Origin of the sequence: Paenibacillus woosongensis (assembly GCF_030122845.1) — a bacterium.
GTDB classification, from domain to species: Bacteria; Bacillota; Bacilli; order Paenibacillales; family Paenibacillaceae; genus Fontibacillus; species Fontibacillus woosongensis_A.
This window is the reverse complement of record NZ_CP126084.1, coordinates 146422-167250: the sequence shown is the minus strand read 5'-3', so window position 1 is coordinate 167250 and position 20829 is coordinate 146422. Positions and strand designations below refer to the sequence as shown.

The following is a 20829-nucleotide window of genomic DNA, read 5'->3' as shown; positions in this document are numbered from 1 at the left end:
TTTTACCCAAGAAAGGCCTGTCTTACCCTTCCGTCCGGCAATCGGCGGACGGACCGGCATAGTTATTATTGCACGAAGGGAAAGGTATCCGCCTTTTCCTTCCCATTATCCTGCACCTTGCATACCTGATTCATCCGCCGGGCGTAACGGCTGGCCGTCGATGCGGAAATCCCGTATCGCTTCGCCACCTCCTCATAGGTGAGCGCTTTGCGGTGCATTTTTGCCGTCAGATAATCGAGCGCGGCCGCCCAACCTTCGATATGGGCCATTGCCGGAATGTCCGGATATAAACGAGTCAAAAAATCTACCCATAACGTTTCGATGTCATGCTGCAACCGCAGGTCCGAAGACTTGCCAATCCGCTTGATGGCCAAATCGACCACCGCCTGCCATTCGCTTCGCCATACTGGCAAGCCGGAGCCTATTTTGCTGGGATCGACCATGATCGTTGTCCCGTCTTTCCATACGGGCACCGGAGCTTTTACCCCAATAGACCGCAGCACCAGAACAGCGATGTCTTTTAAATACACATTCTCCTCTGGAACGAGCAAGAAGGCGAGCAGCGCCTCTTCTACTTCCCGGTCGGCAATCATGCCGAGGGCCTGAATGACTTGAAGCTTCGTACGGTGATCTCCATGGCGCAGCGCCCAGAAGAAGGAAGCACGGATGAGGGGATTATCCCGAATTTCCGGAGGGAAGCCGTTCTCCCATTTCTCCGGATGCTTCAGCTGCTCTTCAAAAGGAAGGTTATAATGATAGCTAATCGAAGGATATTGCCCTTGCAGTTCATCATCGTCCAGTCGATTCAAATAAAAAGAAGCGATGCCCGAACCGGGATCCAGCTTGCTTAACTGCCGCCAAAGCGCGCGCGCAGCCGGATAGCGTCCGGTATTGCAAGCCGCCGCCGCCGTGTAATGATATAGAACAGGATCGCGGTTCACCTCATGGTCTTTGAGCAGCCGCCTGAAATGCGTATAAGCCGCCTCATGCTCTCCAAGTATCCCCATCGTCGTAGCCAGCTTGAACAGATGCTCCTGATGGAAAGGAACCACAGCCCGGAGCAGCCCCCGTAGCCTGTCCAATTCGGCAGCATGGCCCTCCCGCTGCAGAAATATAGCCAGGTTGCAGAGGCCGTGCAGATTGCCGGCATCCCGCTCTAATACTCCGTTAATGGCCTCCATCGCCTGCGGGAACAACCCCAAATAATAATATCCTAATGCCAAATTGTTACGGGCGGCCAGAAAATCCGGATGCTGCTCGACAATCTCCTCCAGCAGCTTCACAGCCTGGGTGAATTTCCCTTCTTCGAGCAATTCACGGGCCAATTCATGCTCGATCATGCCCTCACGCGCTTTGATGCGCTTCAGCTTCGCCGGACGCTCCAGCTCATATTGCAGCAAATCCAGCATCTCTTCAGCTTCGGCCAGAAATTGTCCGCCTTCATCCTCTTGCAGATACGTAATTAATGCCTCTTCTGCCGCCTCAAACTGCTCCATATTCGCATAATTATTAGCCATGTAGAAATAACATTCCGTCAAAGACGGATCAATGTCCCGTAAAATGGCAGACAATACAGCATTAGACGCCTCATAATCGCCCATTTCCGACAGTATGCCCGCCATATTGCAATGATTCACCGGGTTGCCCGGCTCATATTCCACCGCTTTACGAAAATATTTCAATGCCTTGTCATAGCGATTGCGGTCCAGCGATGAGACAGCTCTCTCAAAGAAAAAGTTCGCATCCATGGACAGCCGCAGCACATTCGCCTGCATGCCCTCCATTGGGATTCTGTTCTTCTTCACTCAAGGCACCTCCTTCTATCTCTATCTCTCAACACAGTATACCATAGAGGGAGCGGTCCTCCCACGGGAAATCGAGGAGGTAAAATACGGATTATCGCCTGATTTAGAGGAAAAATCCAGCATGTCCCGAAGTATAATTAGGGATACAAAATTTTACAAATGGAGTGAGTTTGTTGACTATTTTATGGGAGAACATCATCCTTACTTTGTTAGTTATCCTCGTCCCCCTCGCATTGATTGCCGGACTGGTTGTCTGGCTCATATTAGGAAAAAGCCGCCGCAAGCCCTAAAACCAAGAAAGAGCCGAAAATCCCCTTTGACAGAAGATTTTCTGGCTCTTTTCTGTTCTGCTTGCCTCTTGACCAAGAATTTAAATACCCCGATCCCTGAACAAAGCAGCGATTGATCCGCCCTCCGTAATAAGCTGGATCGCCTGGGACAGCATCGGCGCAACGGACAGCACCTTAAAATGGGCCGGCGGCTGCTCCGGCAGCTCGATCGAATCGGTTACCACGACTTCGCGGATGTTCTTATGATGCAGGCGCTCAACAGCCCGATCCGAGAACAAGCCGTGCGTCGCGCAGACGTAGGCGTCATTGGCCCCGCGTTCCTTCAGCCCCTCCACGACGTTCACGATCGTGCTCCCGGTGTCGATCAAATCCTCGATAATGATCGGTGTATAACCCGCAACATCTCCGATGACATGCGTAATGACCGACTCATTATGAGCCGGCCGCTTCTTGATCATAATGGCGAAGGGAGAATCCAGCCCGCTGGCCAGCTTCTCCGCCATCGATGCCCGCCCGGCATCAGGAGATACAACGACCGGATTCGGAATGTTCTGTGCCTTCAAATATTCAGTCATCAGATCAAGCGCGGTCAAATGATCGACAGGAATGTTAAAGAATCCTTGAATCGCAGGCGCATGCAAGTCGATTGTCGCAACCCGGCTCGCCCCCGCTGTGGTCAGCACATCGGCCAGCAGCTTCGCGGAGATCGGTTCCCGCGGAGCTGATTTTCGCTCCTGCCGCGCATAGCCGTAATAAGGCATAATGACATTAACCGTCCGCGCGGAAGCCCGTTTGGCTGCATCAATCATGACCAGCAGCTCGACGAACAGCTCATTGATCGGATGGGAAAGGGACTGCACCAGAAACACGTCGGAGTTGCGGATGCTCTCTTCATAGTGCACATAAATCTCTCCGCTTTTGAATCGGGACAGCTTAACCTTACCGGGCTCGACCCCGAGCCGCTTGCATATTTCCGCCGTCAATCTTGGATTCGATGAACCCGCAAATATTCTCAGCTTGGATCCCATAACTGCCTCCTGGATCATTATTGTAGTCGTTTATGTGGGTTATTCATTGCTCTTCTAATCCTGCTCCAGTGGAATCATTCTGCGCTGCCGTTCCGTGAACGTCGCCAGCTCCCGGACTCCCAATCCGTACAGCGTGGCCCGCGCCTTATCCAGGTGTTCGCTTAGCTTCAGAGGATTATGGGCATCGGAGCCTACCGTCAGCGGTATTCCCAATTGGATTGCCGACTCCAAGATACGGTTGGCCGGGAACATTTCAGCACAAGGCTTGGATAATCCCGAAGCATTGAGCTCCATCGCAATTCCGGATTCGGCAATAGCCGCCAAAGCGGCCTGCTCCAAAGCCTTTGTCTCTGCTTCCCGTTCCATGCCCGGGACTTGGCCAAAACGCTTGATGACGTCAAAATGCCCAATGATGTCATAGAAGCCCGTCTTGGCGGCTTGGCCTATTGCTTTATAATAACGCTCATACACGGCAAAGACGTCCTGGCCGTCCCAGTTATGTACCTGGCGGTAGTCGGAAACATCCCACTCCCCCAGGAAATGCACTGATCCGATGACATAATCCCACGGATAGGCCTGAATGATCTTCTCGATATCGGCTTCCCAGCCCTCGATATAGTCCCCTTCCAGGCCGACCTTCACGTCGATCTGGCCGCGGTACTTCTCCTTAAGGGCAAAGGCCTCTTCCACATAATGCGGCAGTTCGTCCTTGAGCATAGCCATTTCAGGATAGTAAGTCTCCGGGTCTACATGCAAAAGCGGCATATGATCGGATAAGCCGATTTCGGACAGGCCGATCTCGATGCCCCGGACGACATATTCCTCCAGACTGCCTACAGCATGGCCGCAGCGGGCATGATGCGTATGATAGTCTATCCAATAATTCCTCTTCTCTGCCATTTATAATCCCTCGCTTGCGCCTTATTAATCCCGGCGCGGACGTTCATGACGCCGCTCCAGCTCCTGCATAATGTCGTCAAGCGGCAGATTCCGCTCGCGCAGCAGTACAAGCAAATGATAGATTAAATCGCTGACCTCGTAACGCAGCTCGTCATTATCCCCGTTTTTGGCGGCGATGATTGACTCCGCAGTTTCCTCGCCGACCTTTTTCAGGATTTTATCGATCCCTTTATCAAAAAGATAAGTCGTATAAGCCCCTTCAGGACGCTCCTTGTACCGCTCGGCAATTAGCTGCTCGAGCTCGGCCAGAACGGCGAATCGGCCGCTTGCCGTGCCGCCATTCGCAGCGCCGGCCCCTGCAGCCTGATCTTCAGCTGTAGCAGCCGTGCGATAAAAGCAGCTGTCCTCCCCGGTATGACAGGCCGGGCCTTGCCGATGCACCTCAACGAGCAAGGTATCGCCGTCGCAATCATAGCGAAGGGCTACAATTTGCTGCGTATTGCCCGAGGTAGCCCCCTTGTTCCACAGCTCGGCGCGCGAGCGGCTCCAGAACCAGGTCTGCCCGGTCTCCAGAGACTTCTTCAGGGATTCCCGGTTCATGTAGGCCAGCATCAGCACATCCTTGGAGGCGGCGTCCTGCACGATGGCCGGCACAAGGCCGCTCTCGTCCCATTGAATGGCCTCTTCCAGCTGATTCAGCGGAAGCTGCTGCTTAAGTTGCTGAGTCATCGTATTTCCACTCCTCTGGATATCAGATCCTTTTTCAAATCCGGGATCGCAATCTCTTTATAATGAAAAATCGTTGCTGCCAAGGCAGCATCCGCCTCTCCTTCGGTAAATACGTCATAGAAATGGGACACTTTGCCCGCGCCGCCGGAAGCAATGACCGGAATGCCTGCTGCACGGCTGATCGCCTTCGTCAAGGACAGGTCGAAGCCATCCTTGGTACCGTCAGCGTCCATGCTCGTCAGCAGAATTTCGCCCGCGCCTCTCGACTCGGCCTCCAGCGCCCACTGGACCGCACTCATTCCCGTCGCCTTCCGTCCGCCGTGGGTGTAGACCTCCCAATCCTTCAGCTCCTCGTTATATTTCGCGTCGATCGCGACAACGATACATTGGGAGCCGAAGCGCTTCGCTCCATCAGAGATCAGATCGGGATTCAGCACGGCTGCGGTATTAATGCCGATTTTGTCCGCACCCGCACGCAGAATTCGCTTCATATCCTCCACCTGGGAAATGCCTCCGCCTACGGTGAATGGAATGGAAATCTCTCCAGCGGTCTGCTTTACGACCTCGACCATCGTCGCCCGTCCTTCGTTTGAAGCGGAGATGTCCAAGAAGACAAGCTCATCTGCGCCTTCCCGGTCATAGAGCGCCGCGAGCTCGACCGGATCCCCCGCATCCCGCAGATTTACAAAATTGACGCCTTTCACGACCCGCCCGTCCTTCACGTCAAGGCAGGGAATAATCCGTTTTGCGAGCATATTGGATCAATCCTTCCTAGAATAGTTTCCTTCGGCCTAAAGCTGCCGCATCTGTTTTCAAGCGCCCTTTGAGACCTCTTGATCTTGATCCTAGCCGCCTGACGCTAGCCCTGGATCGCCTTGATGGCCGCCGCCAGATCGATGCTGCCGGTGTACAGCGCTTTGCCGACGATCGCGCCACCTACGCCCTCCTGGGCATGAGCCGCAAGCTTGAGCAGGTCATCCTGGACGGTTACGCCGCCCGAGGCGATAACCGTGCGTCCTGAAGCCTTCGCCAAAGCGACAATGGCCTCTACGTTCGGCCCCTGCATCATCCCGTCGCGGGAAATGTCCGTAAAAATAAAGGTCTCCGCGCCCTTGGCCGCCAGCTCCTTGGCGAGCACCTCCGCCTGAACCTCCGAGGTCTCCAGCCAGCCGCGCGTAGCAACGAAGCCATTGCGCGCATCGATGCCGATAGCAACTTTGTCGCCGTAGGTGCCAAGCACGGATTCTGTAAACTGGCGATCCTCGATGGCCGCCGTCCCGAGAATAACCCGGCTGACGCCCAGCGACAATAGGCGCTTCACATCCTCCAGCGTCCGCAGGCCGCCGCCTACTTGTACTGGAACCTGGACGCTGCGGGCGATTTCCCCGATCAGCTCATCGTTTACCGGATGGCCTGCCTTCGCTCCGTCCAAATCGACAAGGTGAATGAACGTGCCGCCCTGCGCTTCCCACGACTTGGCGACCTCTACCGGATTGTCGTTGTATACCGTTTCGCGTCCATAATCGCCCTGAACCAGGCGAACGCACTTGCCTCCCCGGATATCAATTGCCGGGTAGATGATAAATGAAGACATAACCCCTCGTTCCTCCGCTCTATACTTTTCCTCAATCTGAAAAAGTGATTTCGATTTCACGCTATCTTTTGCTTGATGCCCTTTTCCATCTGGACAGGTCATGCATGCCGCCGCAGCCTAAATACCGCAGCCGCTGCTCCTCCTACGCGTTGCCTTTCGCCTCTGCCAAGGCCAGAAAGTTGCGCAGCAGCGACATGCCCAGCTCTCCGCTCTTCTCTGGGTGGAACTGCATGCCGTATACGTTGTCACGGCCTACGATCGCCGTCACCGGATGACCGTAGTCGGTCACGGCGATCAGATCGCTCTTCGCTTGCGTCTCAACATGGTAGGAATGGACGAAGTACACATGCCCTTCCTCCAGCCCCGCAAGCAGCGGGTTGTCCGGCTGCAGGAACGACAGCCGGTTCCAGCCCATGTGCGGCACCTTGTATTCGCCGCCCGCAAAGCGCACCGCCCTGCCCGGCAAAATGCCGAGGCCCTCGTTGCGCCCATGCTCTTCGCTCTCGCCGAAGAGCAGCTGCATGCCGAGGCAGATGCCGAGCAGCGGTGTGCCGCCGGCGGCAGCCTGCCGCACGACGGCGTCCAGCCCGGTGCCGCGCAGATGCGCCATGGCGTCGCCGAAGGCGCCCACGCCCGGCAGCAGCACGCCGTCGGCACCGAGGATCTCCGCAGCGTCGCCGGTGACGAGCCCCTCGTAGCCGAGGCGCTCGACGGCTTTGCTGACGCTGTGCAAATTGCCCATTCCGTAATCTACAATGGCAATGGCCAAAGTTAGAGCACTCCCTTCGTAGACGGAACGCCGCTAACGCGCGGATCAATGCTTGTAGCTTCATCGATGGCACGTCCGAGTGCCTTGAACACGGCTTCGATCATATGGTGTGTGTTCTGCCCGTAATGGACGATGACATGCAGCGTAATCCGTGCCTCCAAAGCCAGCTTCCACAAGAACTCATGCACCAGTTCAACATCGAAGCTGCCCACCCGATCTGATGGATACTCCGCGCGATACTCGAAATGCGGGCGGTTGCTGCAGTCGATAACCACTTGCGCAAGGGCTTCGTCCATCGGCACAAAGACGCTTGCATAGCGCTTGATGCCTCTTTTATCGCCCAATGCCTCCCGCAGGCACTGTCCCAGGCAAATCCCAATATCCTCGACGGTATGGTGGTCATCGATTTCGATATCGCCATGCGCTTCCACCGTCAGATCAAAATGGCCATGCTTCGTAAACAGGTCCAGCATATGATCGAGAAACGGCACATCGGTCTGTAGATCGGACTGTCCGCTGCCGTCCACGGAGAAGCTCAATTTAATATCCGTCTCGTTCGTCTTGCGGCTAACGCTCGCGCTCCGCTCTCTTGCCTCTTCATAATTCGTTGTCATCAACATTCCCTGCCTTTCCTTCTTTACGCATCCGTATTTCGATCGCCCGCGCATGGCCTTCGAGACCTTCGCGGCGCGCCAGTTCCATAATCGTCTCGCCATTCTTAAGCAATGCTTCCTTGCTATAATAAATCAGGCTTGATTTCTTGATGAAATCATCCACATCGACCGGGGAGGAATAACGTGCGGTTCCATTCGTCGGGATAATATGATTCGGACCCGCGAAATAATCTCCCACTGGCTCTGAGCTGTATGGTCCGAGGAAGATCGCCCCGGCGTTCTCAACCAGGCCGAGGTATGCCATCGGCTCTTCTACCATCAGCTCGAAGTGCTCCGGCGCCAATTGGTTAATTACGCCGATTCCTTCTTCAATGGAATCGACAAGAAGAATGACGCCGTACTTCTCGATCGAGGCCGCGGCAATGTCACGACGAGGCAGAACCGCCAGCTGGCGCTGAACTTCCTCCTGACATGCTTTGGCGAAGGCCTCCGAGGTCGTGACGAGAATAGCCGATGCCATCTCATCATGCTCGGCCTGTGACAGCAGATCGGCAGCGACGTAAGCCGGGTCAGCACTGTCATCGGCCAGCACGGCGATTTCGCTTGGCCCCGCGATGCTGTCGATGTCGACCGCTCCGTACACTTCCCGCTTCGCCAAAGCGACATAGATATTGCCCGGCCCGCAGATTTTATCGACAGGCGCGATCGTCTCCGTGCCGTAGGCAAGAGCGGCGACAGCCTGCGCTCCGCCGACCCGGTAAATTTCATTCACGCCGGCTTCCGCAGCAGCCACAAGGATATAAGGGTCGATTCCTTCCTTCCCGCTCGTCGCTGGCGGCGTCACCATAACGATCTCCGGCACACCTGCCACCTGGGCTGGGATGACATTCATCAGCACCGAGGAGGGATAAGAGGCTTTACCGCCGGGTACGTATACGCCAACTCGCTTAAGCGGGCGAATGATCTGGCCCAGCATGCTGCCATCAGGCTGCAAGTCCATCCAGGAATTGCGCTTCTGCCTGGCGTGGTAGGCGCGGATATTCGCGGCCGCAGCCGATATCGCCGCTACAAAGGAGGGTTCGACCTTATCGTAAGCGGCCCGCATTTCCTCCTCCGTCACTCGCAGCGTTTCCGGCGACAGCTTCATGCCATCGAGCTGCTCCGTATATTTAAGAAGCGCGACGTCCCCTTCATTTTTTACAGCACTTACGATTGTCTTGACGACTGCATTCTGTTCCGGCGAACCGTAGTCTACCTCCCGCTTCAGCTGAAATTGTCCCGCCGATACAATTCTCATCCCTGATTGCCCCCCATCACTGGCTATGTTCTTTCCGTTTCCTGCGTTTTTTCTTCCTATTCCGTTCCTAGCTCTCGATTCCCGAGCCTTGAATCACCCGGTTTAGAGCGTCGCATACCGCCTGGATTTCACTGTTCTTCATGCGGTAGCTGACCCGGTTCGCCACCAAACGGCTCGTGATTTCAAAAAGACTCTCCATCTCCACAAGACCGTTTTCCTTTAACGTCCGGCCGGTTTCTACCATATCGACGATGCGGTCTGCGAGGCCGATCAACGGCGCCAGCTCGATGGAGCCGTTCAGCTTGATCACCTCAACCTGCTGCCCCTGCTCGCGGAAATACTGTGAAGCGACATTCGGGTACTTCGTCGCTACGCGCTGATGAATGCCGGGCTTCCATTCCGGCAGTGCGATAACCGACATGCGGCAGCGGGCAATTCCCAAATCAAGCAGTTCATACACATCGCGGTTCTCTTCCATTAGCACATCCTTGCCCACGATGCCGATATCCGCTACCCCGTACTCCACATAAGTCGGCACGTCCACCGGTTTGGCCATAATAAATTCCATGCCGATCTCCGGCAAAGGAATGACGAGCTTGCGCGACTCATCCACATCGTTCGGAATATATAATCCCGCTTCGCGGAACATAGCCGCCGCCTGTTTATATATACGCCCCTTGGGCATTGCTACCTTAATGATCTCTCCCAAAGCCAAAGCCCTCCCTCCTTAACTGATGTAGGTCAGAAACTGACGAAGCTGAGAATCTCGCCGTATGCCGGGCCTAGCGGGCCGCTGCGCATGTTTCTGGCCACGGTCTCAGATAATAGATCCTCCGGTCTGTCGGTATGCTTCATCACTACGCTGCGCCCTCCCGCCCGAAGACGGGCCGCCTCAGCAAAAGCAAGCTTGCGGTTCACTGCATCATATTGCAGCAGGATCGGGAGCTCACGCTCCACCTGCATGCCGTCCACGCCGTCCAGTATCCGATTGGTTTTCAAGGAGAATCCCGTTGCTGGAGCTGGCCGGCCAAACTGCTGGAGCAAGTTGTCATAGCGCCCCCCGCTGCAAACCGGGAAGCCCAGCTCCGCCGCGTATCCTTCAAAGGTCATTCCCGTGTAATACGAGAAATCGCCGATCATCGTCAAATCGATCATCACATGCTGGGCAACGCCGTAATCCTCTAGCGCATCCCATACTTGGCCAAGATGCTCTATCGAAGCCTGGGCAAGTGCATTGCTGCTCAGTTCAAGAGCCTGATGGCATATTTCCTTTCCTCCACGCAGCTTAAGAACGCCTTCCAGCTCATTTTTCTGCGCTTCGGTCAAGGTCAGCTTTGCCAGCGTCTCGCGGTATCCCACGTAATCGCGATGCATGAGTACTTCCTTCAGCGTGTCCCTAACTTCCTCGCTATCGGGAATCGCATCCTCGAGCAATCCGTTCAGAAAGCCGACATGACCCAAAGCAATCTTAAACGTTGTAACGCCCGCCGCCTGCAGCGAAGATACCGCCAGGGCAACCACCTCGGCATCCGCCTCCGGAGAGTCGTCCCCGACGAGCTCCACGCCTGTCTGGAAGAACTCCGCTTCCTTCCCCGCTTCCTCCTCAATCGCCCGGAACACGTTCGCATGGTAAGATAATCTAAGCGGCAAAGGCTCCTCCCTTAATAATGAAGAGACCACCCGCGCAATCGGAGCAGGCATGTCTGAACGAAGCACCATCGTCGTTCCCCGGCTGTTGAGCAGTTTGAACAGCTTCTGATCGGACGTTGAACTCGCTACGCCGACCGTATCGTAATATTCCAGCGTTGGCGTCATGATTTGGCGGTAACCCCAACTGGACATGCAATCCAGTACGCTGCGCTCGATAGCCCGCAGCTTCTCTACCGCAAAAGGCAGGTAATCGCGCACACCAGCGGGTTTTTCAAATCCTTTCGGTTTAGACAAGACTTTCACCTCTCAGCAGATTAACTATATAATATCATTTGCTTTATCATATTAAAGTGCTACCATACTACCAAATTAAAGGGTATGGCATATTTTATCATACTTGCTTCCGAATCGTCAACGCACAGCTAAATGGCTGCATGCGACAGCAAAAATACCAGCTATTACAACTTTAACATACCTGCGCCTATTTGACAGGGAATCGGATAAAACCGTTTGCGGCTCACCAGCGTCTTAACTATATAAATGTAATGGCCTGCTCATGTAGCGCCAGGCTTCAACACGAACGAACAGCCACACACAGAAAGGAGCCGGAAAGTGCAAGAAAAAGAATGGGCGGCAGCCGCATGCCTCGGAGATGAAGAAGCCTTCTACATGCTGGTGTCTTCCCAGAAAAGAAAATTATTCGGCATCGCCCACAGCTACTTAAAAAATGAGGCCGATGCCTTGGATGCAGTCCAAGAAGCGGTCTGCCGCGCCTGGATCAAATGCCGGAAGCTGCGGGATCCTGATGCCTTTGTGCCATGGCTCATCCGCATTCTGATCAACTGTTGTCACGATGAATTAAAATACCGCAAAAGAACATGGCCGCATCCTGCCGAGGCAGCCCAGGAGAAAACAGAAATGATCAGCGTTTATAAACTGGATCTTGAACTGGCGCTTGAGCGCCTGAAGCCCAAGTATCGCGACGTACTGATGCTTAAGTATTATCAGGATATGACTCTGACCGAAATCTCACGGGTTCTCCAGCGGCCGGAAGGCACGGTGAAGACCTGGCTGCATCAAGGATTAAAGCAAGTACGGGAACATATAAGAAAGGGAGGCGAAGGATATGCCGGGGAAGCTTGATTTTCATCGAGAGGAAGAACTGCTGACGGATTATTATAAATCCCACAATGCCGCTGCGGAGCAAATCCATGAAGAGAAATTAGACCAGGCATTGCTTGCCGGGATCACATCAGGCCATTCTCGCTATAAACGCTTCGCTCATCATTTCCCTTGGAAGCAGCTTACGGGCGCGCTGCTTGCCTGCTGCCTCTTGCTGTTCGGCGGCTGGCAGATGTGGACATCGGACAACTTAGGCCGTTCTGCCTTTCATGCGTCCCGCTCGGATATCCCAAGTTTCGTATACAACAGCATGACGCCCAAGCTTAAGGATGCAGCCAACCATGGTCTGTACCAGCCCATAAATGAAACGATCACGCAGGGCAATTACCAAGTTACGATTGACGGGGTTCTTGCTGACCGTACCGAGATGATTGTATTCTATACATCGGTTAATTTGCCGGGGAATGTCCCCATTTCTCCCCGGGACGCCAAGTTCTTAGATACCCATGGAAATAGCCTGAATGCGATGATAGAATATCCATCTTCTGAAGTTAATCCAGGTACGCCAACGAATGTGCAGCATGGTGAATTTACGCTTTCTTTTCCTAAGAACGATGTCCCTGCTCATTTCACCTTCTCCGCAAAATGGGGTCATCCCCAAGCATCGGATGAGGCCCATGAGCTCATTGAGTTTCCTATTCAACTGGATTCTAGTAAATATGCCGGGTTGGAGCACAGAATCGAGGTTAACCGTTCGGCAAAAATGGGACCCTATTCTTTAACCCTTACAGATGTTATCTTGAATCCATTAAGTACAAGGGTCTATCTCCAAATTGAGTCCGCCGAGGAGAATTTATATCAGAGTCTCATCGATCCTGTTCTATGGATCACGCAAGAAGGCTCACGAAACTCCCTTACGATGCAAATGTCTACAATGAATGCCGGGCCAAATGAACTTCTTATCCAATTTGACAGCCTGTATTATGCCAAGTGGCAGGATCTAGCCTTTGGTGCATCGGGAATGGAAGAAGCGCTGGGGAAAGATTTAGAGCTTGTGCTTGATACGGAGAAACAGAAAATCGTCTCTGCTCCGGATGATTCCATTCGGCTTAGCCGCGTGGTTCCTAGCGAAGAATTTATAGACATCTACTTTGAAATGGATCACGCTTCCGACCGAAGAGCTCTATATTTCGACTTAGATGAGGAATTCACAGATGGAGACGGGAAGAAGCATACACTAATGGTGGGACGGTCCAGCTATCGATCCGGTGATGCCTTCCAAACGGTTCATTATAAATTAAAGCCGGGAAATTATGCCCAGCCGTTAACCTTTAAGCTTCTGTCCTATCCAGGAACAGATATCAACCAGCCTTTTGAAATTCCGCTTCTCTCCGGAAACAATCCTGCAAATGAGCCATAACCACCGTTTTTAAAAATATGACCTCACCGCCAATCATAACCACCCGTCCAACGGGTGGTTTGCTCTTGGGGTATAACCCCTTGTTGCCAAACTGCGCCTAAAGACGCTAGCCTGACAATAAAATTGTTCAGGCTCAGTGTAATTTGTCGCCTTCACTTACCAGTTAAACTGGTTTACTTTTTCTTGGCACTGTTTCTGTTGAACGGATCTTCATACTCTTTCACACTCAGTTTGTCAATTGCCTGGTCATGTGCTTCCTGCTCGCGTATATATTTAGCGACGGTAGCCTCATTCAAGCCCACTGTGCTGACGTAGTATCCCTCCGCCCAAAATTTTCGATTGCCATATTTATACTTCAAGCTAGCATGCTTTTCGAATATCATTAGTGAGCTCTTTCCCTTCAAATACCCCATAAATGAGGATACTGAGATTTTGGGAGGAATTGCCACTAGCATATGTACATGATCGGGCATCATGTGGCCTTCTATTATCTCCACTCCCTTGTATTTACACAGACGCTTAAATATTTCGATCAAGTCTTTCCTCACTTGATTATAGATCTCTTTCCGTCTATACTTCGGGGTAAACACGATATGGTATTTGCACATCCACTTCGTGTGAGCTAAACTATAGCTCTTGTTTGCCATCTAAGACCATTCCTTTCTTGAATTGAGCCTGAACATCTCAATTTTATGGGAATGGTCTTGTTGGTCAAACCTTGGTTCCCTCCACCCGCATAGCGGGTGGTTTTTTGTTTCGCACGCTTCGCGAGCTCAACTGGCTAAAGCCGCAACAAAAAAGGATCGCCTAAAGGCGATCCTCTTTTACTGTTCGTTTGTTTTGTCAGCCTCAAGGCCTGTTCGTTCCGGCATTTTCCGCTCAATGACACGAAGCGGATTGCCGCCAACGAATGCTCCCGGGGGCACGTCTTTATGTACGACGGATCCGGCGGCGACGACGGCCCCATCTCCGATCGTAACTCCGGGAAGGATCGTCGTGTTTGCGCCAATCATGACTTCATTTCCGATGTGGACCTCGCCCAGACGATATTCCTTGATCAAATATTCATGAGCCAGAATCGTCGAATTGTAGCCGATGACCGAGTTTCGTCCAATTGTAATCAGCTCGGGAAAGAAGACGTCCACCATCACCATGAGGCCAAAAGCGGTATGCTCCCCGACCTTCATGCCGAGAATGCGGCGATAAATCCAGTTTTTCAGCGGCAGCACCGGGCAATACCTGGCCAATTGGATGAAAATGAAGTTTTTGACTCCCTTCCACGGACTTACCGTTCGGTATAACTGCCACAGCGCATTTGGCCCTTCTACTGGATAACGCTGCACTCTCCTCACTTCTTCACAAGCTCCCATCCTAAAATTCCGTACAAATCAAGCATATCCTCCAGGATATAGTCCGGATTGTACTTCTTCAGCTCTTCCGCCCCTTTAAGGGACCAGGCTACTGCGGCCGAGAGCGCTCCCGCAGCCTGAGCTGACTTAATGTCAGCGGGACTGTCCCCCACCATCAGCGTGCGCTTCGGATCGGCATTGAGCTGCTGTATTGCTGTCAGCACCGGCTCTGGATGCGGCTTGGGATACGTAACATCCTGAACGGTTACAATTGCGTCCATATATTTCAGTAAGTCAAACATTTCCAATACGCGCATCGTCGAGGGTCTGATCTTGGTCGTCACTATTCCAAGCTTCATTCCTTTCTCTTTCAAGGTGGAGATGACCTCATCGACATGCGGAAATCCTTTGACCATCGTATCGTGGTGCATGGTGTTAAACGAGCGGTAATCGGTCACAAGTTCCGCAACATCCGCCCAGCCTGAAAAAGCCTGAAACTGCTGCTCCAGCGTCATTCCCATATAAGGTATGATCTGCTCCCGGGTACGGGGCTGTTTATGCTTGTCCAACACGTGCTGAAACGACGCAATAATCAGTTCGTTGGTATCTACAATCGTTCCGTCTAAATCGAATAACACGGTGTCTATATTCAAATTGAGCTACTCCTTTTTCGGTTCCTCATCTTGTTCTGGCGCAGGAGTATCCGCTTCATTTGCCTTGTCTGTATCTACAGCCTGTCTGCTGAGGACAGCGGCGTTGGCGCTTGATCCACTCTCGATCTCCTGATTTTTAGTAGAAATGATCGGATCGCTGTACCGCGGCAAATTAGTGACTGTTCTACGGCGAACGATGATAAGGATAATTGCAATAACGATAATAAGCAAAGCCAACAGCTGGGATATGCGTACATTGCCATAGTTAGGATCCAAATACCCCTGCTCGAATCCAAGCCAAGTTATCGGAGACCAGAGTCCGTCTACAAATGATGCCAGCCACGCCGGCCCTTGAAACGCCAGACTGTCCGTACGCAGCGCTTCGATAAAGAATCGGCCGATGGAATACCAAATAAAATATGAGAAAAACAACTCTCCTGCCCGCAGGAATTTCTGTCTTCGAAGCACGAACAACAGCAGCAAGCCAACCAGATTCCATAGCGATTCATAGAGGAACGTCGGATGATGGAACACGCCCTCCACGTTCATCTGGTTTACGATGAAAGACGGCAAATGCAGGTAATCTCTCAAAAAGGCTTCCGTCGTAGGACCGCCGTAGGCTTCCTGGTTCACGAAGTTCCCCCAGCGGCCGATCATTTGGCCAACGATCAGCGAAGGCGCGCAAATATCGGCGATACGCCAGAAATTATAGCCCCGTCTGCGCACCATAATGACCGCGCATATAATCGCGCCAATAAGCGCGCCGTATATCGCTATGCCGCCTTCCCAAATTTTGAAGATGTCCCATAAGTTATTCTTGTATTGATCCCATGTAAAAGCGACAAAGTAAATTCTGGCCCCAATAATGGCCGAGGGAACGCCTAACAGCAATAGGTCCATAAAGAACTCTTGCGGAATCGCAAAACGCTTCCCCTCTCGAATGGCCAGAAGCAGACCAACCAAAGCGCCCGTTCCGAGAATCAAGCCGTACCAGCGTACGGCGATACTTCCGATAGAAAAAGCTATTGGATCCAATAACAAAGTGCCCATCATTCACGCTCCTAGTCCAAATCGTCAATATCTTCGGCAATCGTCTCGGTGAGCTTTGTCGTAAACTGCAATGCCGCGTTATATCCCATTCGCTTCAGGCGGAAGTTCATCGCTGCCACCTCAATGATGACAGCCAGGTTCCGTCCAGGCCGAACCGGAATCGTAGCGAGCGGCACATCGGTGTCAATGATTCGCGTCGTTTCTTCATCGAGCCCTAGTCTGTCATATTGCTTCTCTTGCTGCCAGGCCTCAAGTCGAACAACGAGGGAAATCCGCTTATTGTTGCGAATAGCGCCTGCGCCAAATAGCGTCATGACGTTGATGATGCCGACGCCCCGAATTTCAAGCAAATGGCGAATCAGCTCTGGCGCGGTTCCATGCAGCTGAAAATCGGAAGTCTGACGAATTTCTACGGCATCGTCGGCGATAAGGCGGTGTCCGCGCTTAACGAGCTCCAGCGCGGTCTCGCTTTTACCTATGCCGCTAGAGCCGGTAATAAGCATGCCTACCCCGTACACGTCAACAAGAACGCCATGAATCGTTGCCGTAGGTGCGAGTTTCTTCTCCAAGAAGCTCGTAATGCGGCTGGACAAGATCGTTGTAGCCATGCTGCTCCTCAGGACGGGAATATTCTTGACCGCACTGATCTCTACCAGTTCTTGCGGCACTTCCCATGATCTCGTCACGATAATGCAAGGCGTTTCATCGCTAGAGCATAGACGCTCCATGCGATCAAGCCGCTCTTCAGACGGCAGCATCTCAAAGAATGCCAGCTCCGTCTTCCCCAAGATCTGTACCCGCTCTGGCGGATGGTACTCGAAATAACCGGCCATTTCCAGGCCAGGGCGGTATAAGTCATCGACAGTAATGATCCGTTTCAACCCTTGTTCTCCGGACACAACCTCAAGCCCGAATTGGTTGACCAATTCTGATACTTTCACTTTTTTAGCCATGGCGTTCTCCTTCTCCAAACCACTCATCCGCAATTGACCCTTATGACAGAGAGCAGCCTGCAATATGTAAAATAGAAATTAGCAGCAACTACATTCATTTCACTGTATTCATCGTAAAGGAAAATACGACGCAAATCAATTACCAGTGATTTATAAGCCAAAAACCGCCCCGTAGGGCGGTTTTGTCATCTAATAAGATTAGCTGAAAAATACGTTTTTCTCCGTTTCTTTATCGAAGATATGAATTTTGTTCATATCGATGGCAAGTTTCACATTGTCGCCTTCACGAGTGTTGGAACGACCATCAACACGAGCGATCAGCGGAGAGTTGCTGCTCAAGTACAAGAGCATTTCGTGACCCAGGTTCTCTGTTACGTCTACGCTTGCTGTAAATACAGTATTTGGAGATCCTTCCAGGAAGATTGGCTCTTCATGGATATCCTCTGGACGTACGCCCATGATGACTTCCTTACCGCCTACGTATCCTTTTTCCTTCAGGGTAACAGCTTTACCTTGAGGTACTTCAACTTTGAGCGCATCGGATTGGAAGTATACTGCACCGTTTTGCTCTACAATTTTACCGTTGATGAAGTTCATTGTAGGGGAACCGATAAATCCAGCAACGAAAATATTCGTTGGTTGGTTGTACAGTTCTTCCGGAGAAGCTGCTTGTTGAATGATACCGTCTTGCATAACAACGATACGGTCACCCATCGTCATGGCCTCTGTTTGGTCATGCGTTACATAAATGCAAGTCGTTTCAAGACGTTTAACGAGCTTCGTAATTTCCGCACGCATTTGACCACGGAGCTTAGCATCCAAGTTGGAAAGCGGTTCGTCCATGAGGAAGACTTGCGGATCGCGGACAATTGCGCGTCCCAAGGCAACCCGTTGACGCTGACCACCGGAAAGTGCCTTCGGTTTGCGGTCAAGCAAGTGTTCGATATCGAGGATTCTTGCTGCCTCGCGTACACGTTGGTCGATTTCTTCTTTTTTCACTTTGCGAAGCTTAAGACCGAATGCCATGTTTTGATACACGTTCATATGCGGATACAAAGCGTAGGATTGGAAAACCATCGCGATGTCACGGTCTTTAGGAGCTACGTCGTTAACGACGCGGTCGCCAATGTACAATTTACCTTCAGTGATTTCCTCCAAACCAGCAATCATCCGAAGAGTTGTAGATTTACCGCAACCGGATGGTCCAACCAATACGAGGAATTCTTTATCTGCAATGTCTAGGTTAACGTCGATAACGGTTGCCCTGTCAGCACCTGGGTATTTCTTAAAAATGTGTTCTAAGCGTACGCCTGCCATGAGTTCTGCCTCCTAGAATTAAATTAGTATTATAGATTAATCCAAATGTAATCGGATTCATTTCGTATCTTTATATTAACCTACCTGGGCAATAAAGCGCTATCCACAAAATGCACAAAAAACCTATTCCCTATTTGTCACTTTATACAATAGCATCCCCAGCTTGACTATGACCGCATCATGGAATCTGCGCACATCAAGGCCAGTCTCCTGCTTGAACTTATCCAGCCGGTACAGCAGTGTATTGCGATGAATATATAATCGCTTGGCAGTCTCGCTCACGTTGCAATCCAATTGAAAAAAGGTATCCAGCGTGGATAAAATCTCTTCATCCTGCATCAAGCTGATCTGGCTTCCGGTATCCTCAATAAATCTTTGCCGCTGGGCATCCGGGATGCTGTAGACAAGGCGTTCCAGACGCAGTTCCCAGGACAGATGAATTTGTTCCGTGACATGGAACAGCCGGCCTAACGTCAGTGTCTCCCGGAGCAGCAGCGCTGTCGAGACCAACGCCTGCTCTGGTGCAATCGGATCGCCTACCGCCAAATGGAATCCGCCTCCGCCCCATTCATTGGCGACGAGCTCATACATGCCTTGACTGAGTGCACCAAGCATATCCCTCTCCGTATCCAAACCTTCATCGTTCTCGTCGCGAAGATCGGCCAGCAATTTCTCGCCGACAAGCACATACCACTCTTCCTTAAGCGGCAGCAGTACGATATCGCCGCCAAAATAACTGCGCAGCAGTTTATTTAACTTCGCATACGAAATATCTGTAACCGAATGAGTTTCCCAGCCCAGCAAAAAAGGAATCATCATTCCATCCATCTTGGTTGTTAAAGTTAACGACTCTGGGGCATTCGCCTTATCTTCGCCCTGCTCTAACTGCTCTTGAATCCATGCGCCCAACTGACGGCTTCGATGCTCGTCATCCTTCTTCGCACCTGCTGCCGGCAAACATGCTTCCCCTACGACAGCTGCCATTAAAAGCTCGATCAGCTTTACTTCCGCTTCCGACAGGTTGGACGTATCCGCTTCAAGCACTTGAACCGTTTGCTGATCAACGCCCCCCAACCACAGTGAGCGATCCTTCAGCACCGCAGAGCGAGCGATCCCCGCTCCTTTTGATTTATGATCATTCGTCAATCTTTCCCACTCCTGCATTTCCATGTTGGACAAATGGACAGGAGCCTTAACTATGAGTTCAAGCTGTTTCTTGAGTAAGTTGATCTCCATAAGATGGCCTTTCCGGACAATCCCCGTTTTTTATTGACTATAGTCCATATTGTATCATGTTCCCCGGAATAAAATAAAATTTGCCTCGCTCGTAAAAACGCGTACAACAACAAAAAAGCCGTCAATCTTAGATTGACGGCTTTTAGGATGAGCCATGAAGGACTCGAACCTTCGACACCCTGATTAAAAGTCAGGTGCTCTACCAACTGAGCTAATGGCTCGTACTGGTGGAGGCTGATGGATTCGAACCACCGAACTCGTACGAGAACAGATTTACAGTCTGCTGCGTTTGGCCACTTCGCTAAGCCTCCAGGTTTCATGCTAGATCAGGGCGTTTCCTGAGAGCATAAAAGTGGCTCGGGACGGAATCGAACCGCCGACACGAGGATTTTCAGTCCTCTGCTCTACCGACTGAGCTACCGAGCCATATTAAATTTGGTCAAAAAAATAAAGCGGTTAAGTTTATAACTTTCCCACTTTTGTGGAAACACTATTTTGATTCTGCCAACCCTTGACGGGTTCTCATCCCTTATTCAAGGAAGTAATGGCGGAGCCGACGGGATTCGAACCCGCGGTCTCCTGCGTGACAGGCAGGCATGTTAGGCCTCTACACCACGGCTCCGCAATAACAGCTCCAAGAAAAAATGGTGCCGGCGAGAGGACTTGAACCCCCAACCTACTGATTACAAGTCAGTTGCTCTACCAATTGAGCTACACCGGCATAGGTGAGTTATATAAATATGGTGGAGGCTAACGGGATCGAACCGCTGACCCTCTGCTTGTAAGGCAGATGCTCTCCCAGCTGAGCTAAGCCTCCGAAAATTATGGTAGCGGCGGAGGGGATCGAACCCCCGACCTCACGGGTATGAACCGTACGCTCTAGCCAGCTGAGCTACGCCGCCAAACATATATACTTGTACAAAATGGCGGAGAGGGAGGGATTCGAACCCTCGCACCGCTTACGCAGTCTAACCCCTTAGCAGAGGGTCCCCTTATAGCCACTTGGGTACCTCTCCAAGCCATAAATTCAAGGAAGTTAATCCTTGAAAACTG

At 51.9% G+C, this 20829-nt stretch carries 20 protein-coding genes and 8 tRNA genes; 2 read left to right on the top strand and 26 right to left on the bottom strand.

The annotated features are described in order from the left end of the window. Window positions 1-65 precede the first annotated feature (65 nt). The 11 genes from QNH46_RS00810 to QNH46_RS00760 form a co-directional block, all read right to left on the bottom strand. On the bottom strand, window positions 66-1805 hold the full coding sequence (locus QNH46_RS00810) for a tetratricopeptide repeat protein (RefSeq protein ID WP_430691868.1): 1740 nt from the start codon (window positions 1803-1805) through the stop codon (window positions 66-68). 370 nt (window positions 1806-2175) lie between these two features. Beyond that, window positions 2176-3123 carry a ribose-phosphate diphosphokinase gene (locus QNH46_RS00805; protein ID WP_283926505.1) on the bottom strand — a complete coding sequence of 316 codons (948 nt, stop codon included), beginning with the start codon at window positions 3121-3123 and terminating at the stop codon, window positions 2176-2178. Between the two features lie 54 nt (window positions 3124-3177). Then, window positions 3178-4023, bottom strand: a complete 846-nt coding sequence (gene hisJ, locus QNH46_RS00800) for a histidinol-phosphatase HisJ (RefSeq protein ID WP_283926504.1) — start codon at window positions 4021-4023, stop codon at window positions 3178-3180. 24 nt (window positions 4024-4047) lie between these two features. Then, entirely contained in the window at window positions 4048-4752 is a 705-nt protein-coding gene (gene hisIE / locus QNH46_RS00795) for a bifunctional phosphoribosyl-AMP cyclohydrolase/phosphoribosyl-ATP diphosphatase HisIE (protein WP_283926503.1), read from the bottom strand. Next, on the bottom strand, window positions 4749-5507 hold the full coding sequence (gene hisF, locus QNH46_RS00790) for an imidazole glycerol phosphate synthase subunit HisF (RefSeq protein WP_155612469.1): 759 nt from the start codon (window positions 5505-5507) through the stop codon (window positions 4749-4751). The genes hisIE and hisF overlap by 4 nt, the downstream gene beginning before the upstream one ends. Before the next feature lie 104 nt (window positions 5508-5611). Then, window positions 5612-6346 (bottom strand): 1-(5-phosphoribosyl)-5-[(5-phosphoribosylamino)methylideneamino]imidazole-4-carboxamide isomerase, encoded by a 735-nt coding sequence (gene hisA, locus QNH46_RS00785; protein ID WP_213594794.1) that lies wholly within the window; start codon window positions 6344-6346, stop codon window positions 5612-5614. Between the two features lie 142 nt (window positions 6347-6488). After that, window positions 6489-7115 (bottom strand): imidazole glycerol phosphate synthase subunit HisH, encoded by a 627-nt coding sequence (gene hisH / locus QNH46_RS00780; protein ID WP_283926502.1) that lies wholly within the window; start codon window positions 7113-7115, stop codon window positions 6489-6491. Window positions 7116-7117: 2 nt separating this feature from the next. Next, entirely contained in the window at window positions 7118-7729 is a 612-nt protein-coding gene (gene hisB, locus QNH46_RS00775) for an imidazoleglycerol-phosphate dehydratase HisB (RefSeq protein WP_283926501.1), read from the bottom strand. Continuing rightward, on the bottom strand, window positions 7713-9026 hold the full coding sequence (gene hisD, locus QNH46_RS00770; protein ID WP_283926500.1) for a histidinol dehydrogenase: 1314 nt from the start codon (window positions 9024-9026) through the stop codon (window positions 7713-7715). Before hisD ends, hisB begins: the two co-directional genes overlap by 17 nt. Window positions 9027-9093: 67 nt before the next feature. Further along, the gene (hisG, locus tag QNH46_RS00765) at window positions 9094-9735 is read right to left on the bottom strand and encodes an ATP phosphoribosyltransferase (protein ID WP_283928310.1); all 642 of its coding nucleotides are present in this window, start codon (window positions 9733-9735) and stop codon (window positions 9094-9096) included. A gap of 32 nt (window positions 9736-9767) precedes the next feature. Next, window positions 9768-10970 carry an ATP phosphoribosyltransferase regulatory subunit gene (locus QNH46_RS00760; RefSeq protein WP_283926499.1) on the bottom strand — a complete coding sequence of 401 codons (1203 nt, stop codon included), beginning with the start codon at window positions 10968-10970 and terminating at the stop codon, window positions 9768-9770. A gap of 318 nt (window positions 10971-11288) precedes the next feature. Between QNH46_RS00760 and QNH46_RS00755 the strand changes: the two genes are divergently transcribed. Then, the gene (locus QNH46_RS00755; RefSeq protein WP_283926498.1) at window positions 11289-11819 is read left to right on the top strand and encodes a sigma-70 family RNA polymerase sigma factor; all 531 of its coding nucleotides are present in this window, start codon (window positions 11289-11291) and stop codon (window positions 11817-11819) included. Then, the gene (locus tag QNH46_RS00750; RefSeq protein WP_283926497.1) at window positions 11803-13218 is read left to right on the top strand and encodes a DUF4179 domain-containing protein; all 1416 of its coding nucleotides are present in this window, start codon (window positions 11803-11805) and stop codon (window positions 13216-13218) included. Before QNH46_RS00755 ends, QNH46_RS00750 begins: the two co-directional genes overlap by 17 nt. 173 nt (window positions 13219-13391) lie before the next feature. Here QNH46_RS00750 and tnpA read toward each other — a convergent pair whose 3' ends face one another. The 15 genes from tnpA to QNH46_RS00675 form a co-directional block, all read right to left on the bottom strand. Further along, window positions 13392-13865: an IS200/IS605 family transposase gene (gene tnpA, locus QNH46_RS00745; protein WP_283926496.1), complete on the bottom strand. Its 474-nt coding sequence runs from the start codon at window positions 13863-13865 to the stop codon at window positions 13392-13394. Window positions 13866-14042: 177 nt separating this feature from the next. Then, a complete protein-coding gene (locus QNH46_RS00740) occupies window positions 14043-14570 on the bottom strand; it encodes an acyltransferase (RefSeq protein ID WP_283928309.1) in 528 nt (175 codons plus the stop codon). Continuing rightward, window positions 14567-15214, bottom strand: coding sequence for a pyrophosphatase PpaX (ppaX, locus tag QNH46_RS00735; RefSeq protein WP_283928308.1), 648 nt, complete (start codon window positions 15212-15214; stop codon window positions 14567-14569). The genes QNH46_RS00740 and ppaX overlap by 4 nt, the downstream gene beginning before the upstream one ends. A gap of 12 nt (window positions 15215-15226) precedes the next feature. Beyond that, entirely contained in the window at window positions 15227-16270 is a 1044-nt protein-coding gene (gene lgt, locus QNH46_RS00730; protein WP_283926495.1) for a prolipoprotein diacylglyceryl transferase, read from the bottom strand. 11 nt (window positions 16271-16281) lie between these two features. Beyond that, complete coding sequence (hprK, locus tag QNH46_RS00725) at window positions 16282-17223, bottom strand: HPr(Ser) kinase/phosphatase (RefSeq protein ID WP_283926494.1); 942 nt, start codon at window positions 17221-17223, stop codon at window positions 16282-16284. Between the two features lie 198 nt (window positions 17224-17421). After that, window positions 17422-18540 carry an ABC transporter ATP-binding protein gene (locus QNH46_RS00720; protein WP_283926493.1) on the bottom strand — a complete coding sequence of 373 codons (1119 nt, stop codon included), beginning with the start codon at window positions 18538-18540 and terminating at the stop codon, window positions 17422-17424. Between the two features lie 123 nt (window positions 18541-18663). Continuing rightward, a complete protein-coding gene (locus tag QNH46_RS00715) occupies window positions 18664-19710 on the bottom strand; it encodes a PucR family transcriptional regulator (RefSeq protein ID WP_283928307.1) in 1047 nt (348 codons plus the stop codon). Window positions 19711-19924: 214 nt separating this feature from the next. Then, window positions 19925-19997: transfer RNA gene (locus tag QNH46_RS00710), tRNA-Lys, on the bottom strand. Window positions 19998-20001: 4 nt separating this feature from the next. After that, window positions 20002-20087: transfer RNA gene (locus QNH46_RS00705), tRNA-Tyr, on the bottom strand. Window positions 20088-20129: 42 nt separating this feature from the next. After that, a tRNA-Phe gene (locus QNH46_RS00700) sits at window positions 20130-20202 on the bottom strand. Window positions 20203-20321: 119 nt separating this feature from the next. Next, window positions 20322-20398, bottom strand: a tRNA-Asp gene (locus QNH46_RS00695). Between the two features lie 23 nt (window positions 20399-20421). Then, window positions 20422-20497: transfer RNA gene (locus QNH46_RS00690), tRNA-Thr, on the bottom strand. Between the two features lie 20 nt (window positions 20498-20517). Continuing rightward, window positions 20518-20593: transfer RNA gene (locus tag QNH46_RS00685), tRNA-Val, on the bottom strand. An 8-nt stretch (window positions 20594-20601) separates the two neighbouring features. Beyond that, window positions 20602-20678 (bottom strand) — tRNA-Met (locus QNH46_RS00680). A gap of 22 nt (window positions 20679-20700) precedes the next feature. Beyond that, a tRNA-Ser gene (locus tag QNH46_RS00675) sits at window positions 20701-20792 on the bottom strand. Window positions 20793-20829: the final 37 nt, after the last annotated feature.

Excerpts from the sequence above, each read along its gene's own strand:
- QNH46_RS00805 (WP_283926505.1), bottom strand. The coding sequence starts at position 3,123 with ATGGGATCCAAGCTGAGAATATTTGCGGGTTCATCGAATCCAAGATTG.
- hisJ (WP_283926504.1), bottom strand. The coding sequence starts at position 4,023 with ATGGCAGAGAAGAGGAATTATTGGATAGACTATCATACGCATCATGCC.
- hisIE (WP_283926503.1), bottom strand. The coding sequence starts at position 4,752 with ATGACTCAGCAACTTAAGCAGCAGCTTCCGCTGAATCAGCTGGAAGAG.
- hisF (WP_155612469.1), bottom strand. The coding sequence starts at position 5,507 with ATGCTCGCAAAACGGATTATTCCCTGCCTTGACGTGAAGGACGGGCGG.
- hisA (WP_213594794.1), bottom strand. The coding sequence starts at position 6,346 with ATGTCTTCATTTATCATCTACCCGGCAATTGATATCCGGGGAGGCAAG.
- hisB (WP_283926501.1), bottom strand. The coding sequence starts at position 7,729 with ATGACAACGAATTATGAAGAGGCAAGAGAGCGGAGCGCGAGCGTTAGC.
- hisD (WP_283926500.1), bottom strand. The coding sequence starts at position 9,026 with ATGAGAATTGTATCGGCGGGACAATTTCAGCTGAAGCGGGAGGTAGAC.
- QNH46_RS00750 (WP_283926497.1), top strand. The coding sequence starts at position 11,803 with ATGCCGGGGAAGCTTGATTTTCATCGAGAGGAAGAACTGCTGACGGAT.
- tnpA (WP_283926496.1), bottom strand. The coding sequence starts at position 13,865 with ATGGCAAACAAGAGCTATAGTTTAGCTCACACGAAGTGGATGTGCAAA.
- lgt (WP_283926495.1), bottom strand. The coding sequence starts at position 16,270 with ATGGGCACTTTGTTATTGGATCCAATAGCTTTTTCTATCGGAAGTATC.
- hprK (WP_283926494.1), bottom strand. The coding sequence starts at position 17,223 with ATGGCTAAAAAAGTGAAAGTATCAGAATTGGTCAACCAATTCGGGCTT.
- QNH46_RS00720 (WP_283926493.1), bottom strand. The coding sequence starts at position 18,540 with ATGGCAGGCGTACGCTTAGAACACATTTTTAAGAAATACCCAGGTGCT.
- QNH46_RS00715 (WP_283928307.1), bottom strand. The coding sequence starts at position 19,710 with ATGGAAATGCAGGAGTGGGAAAGATTGACGAATGATCATAAATCAAAA.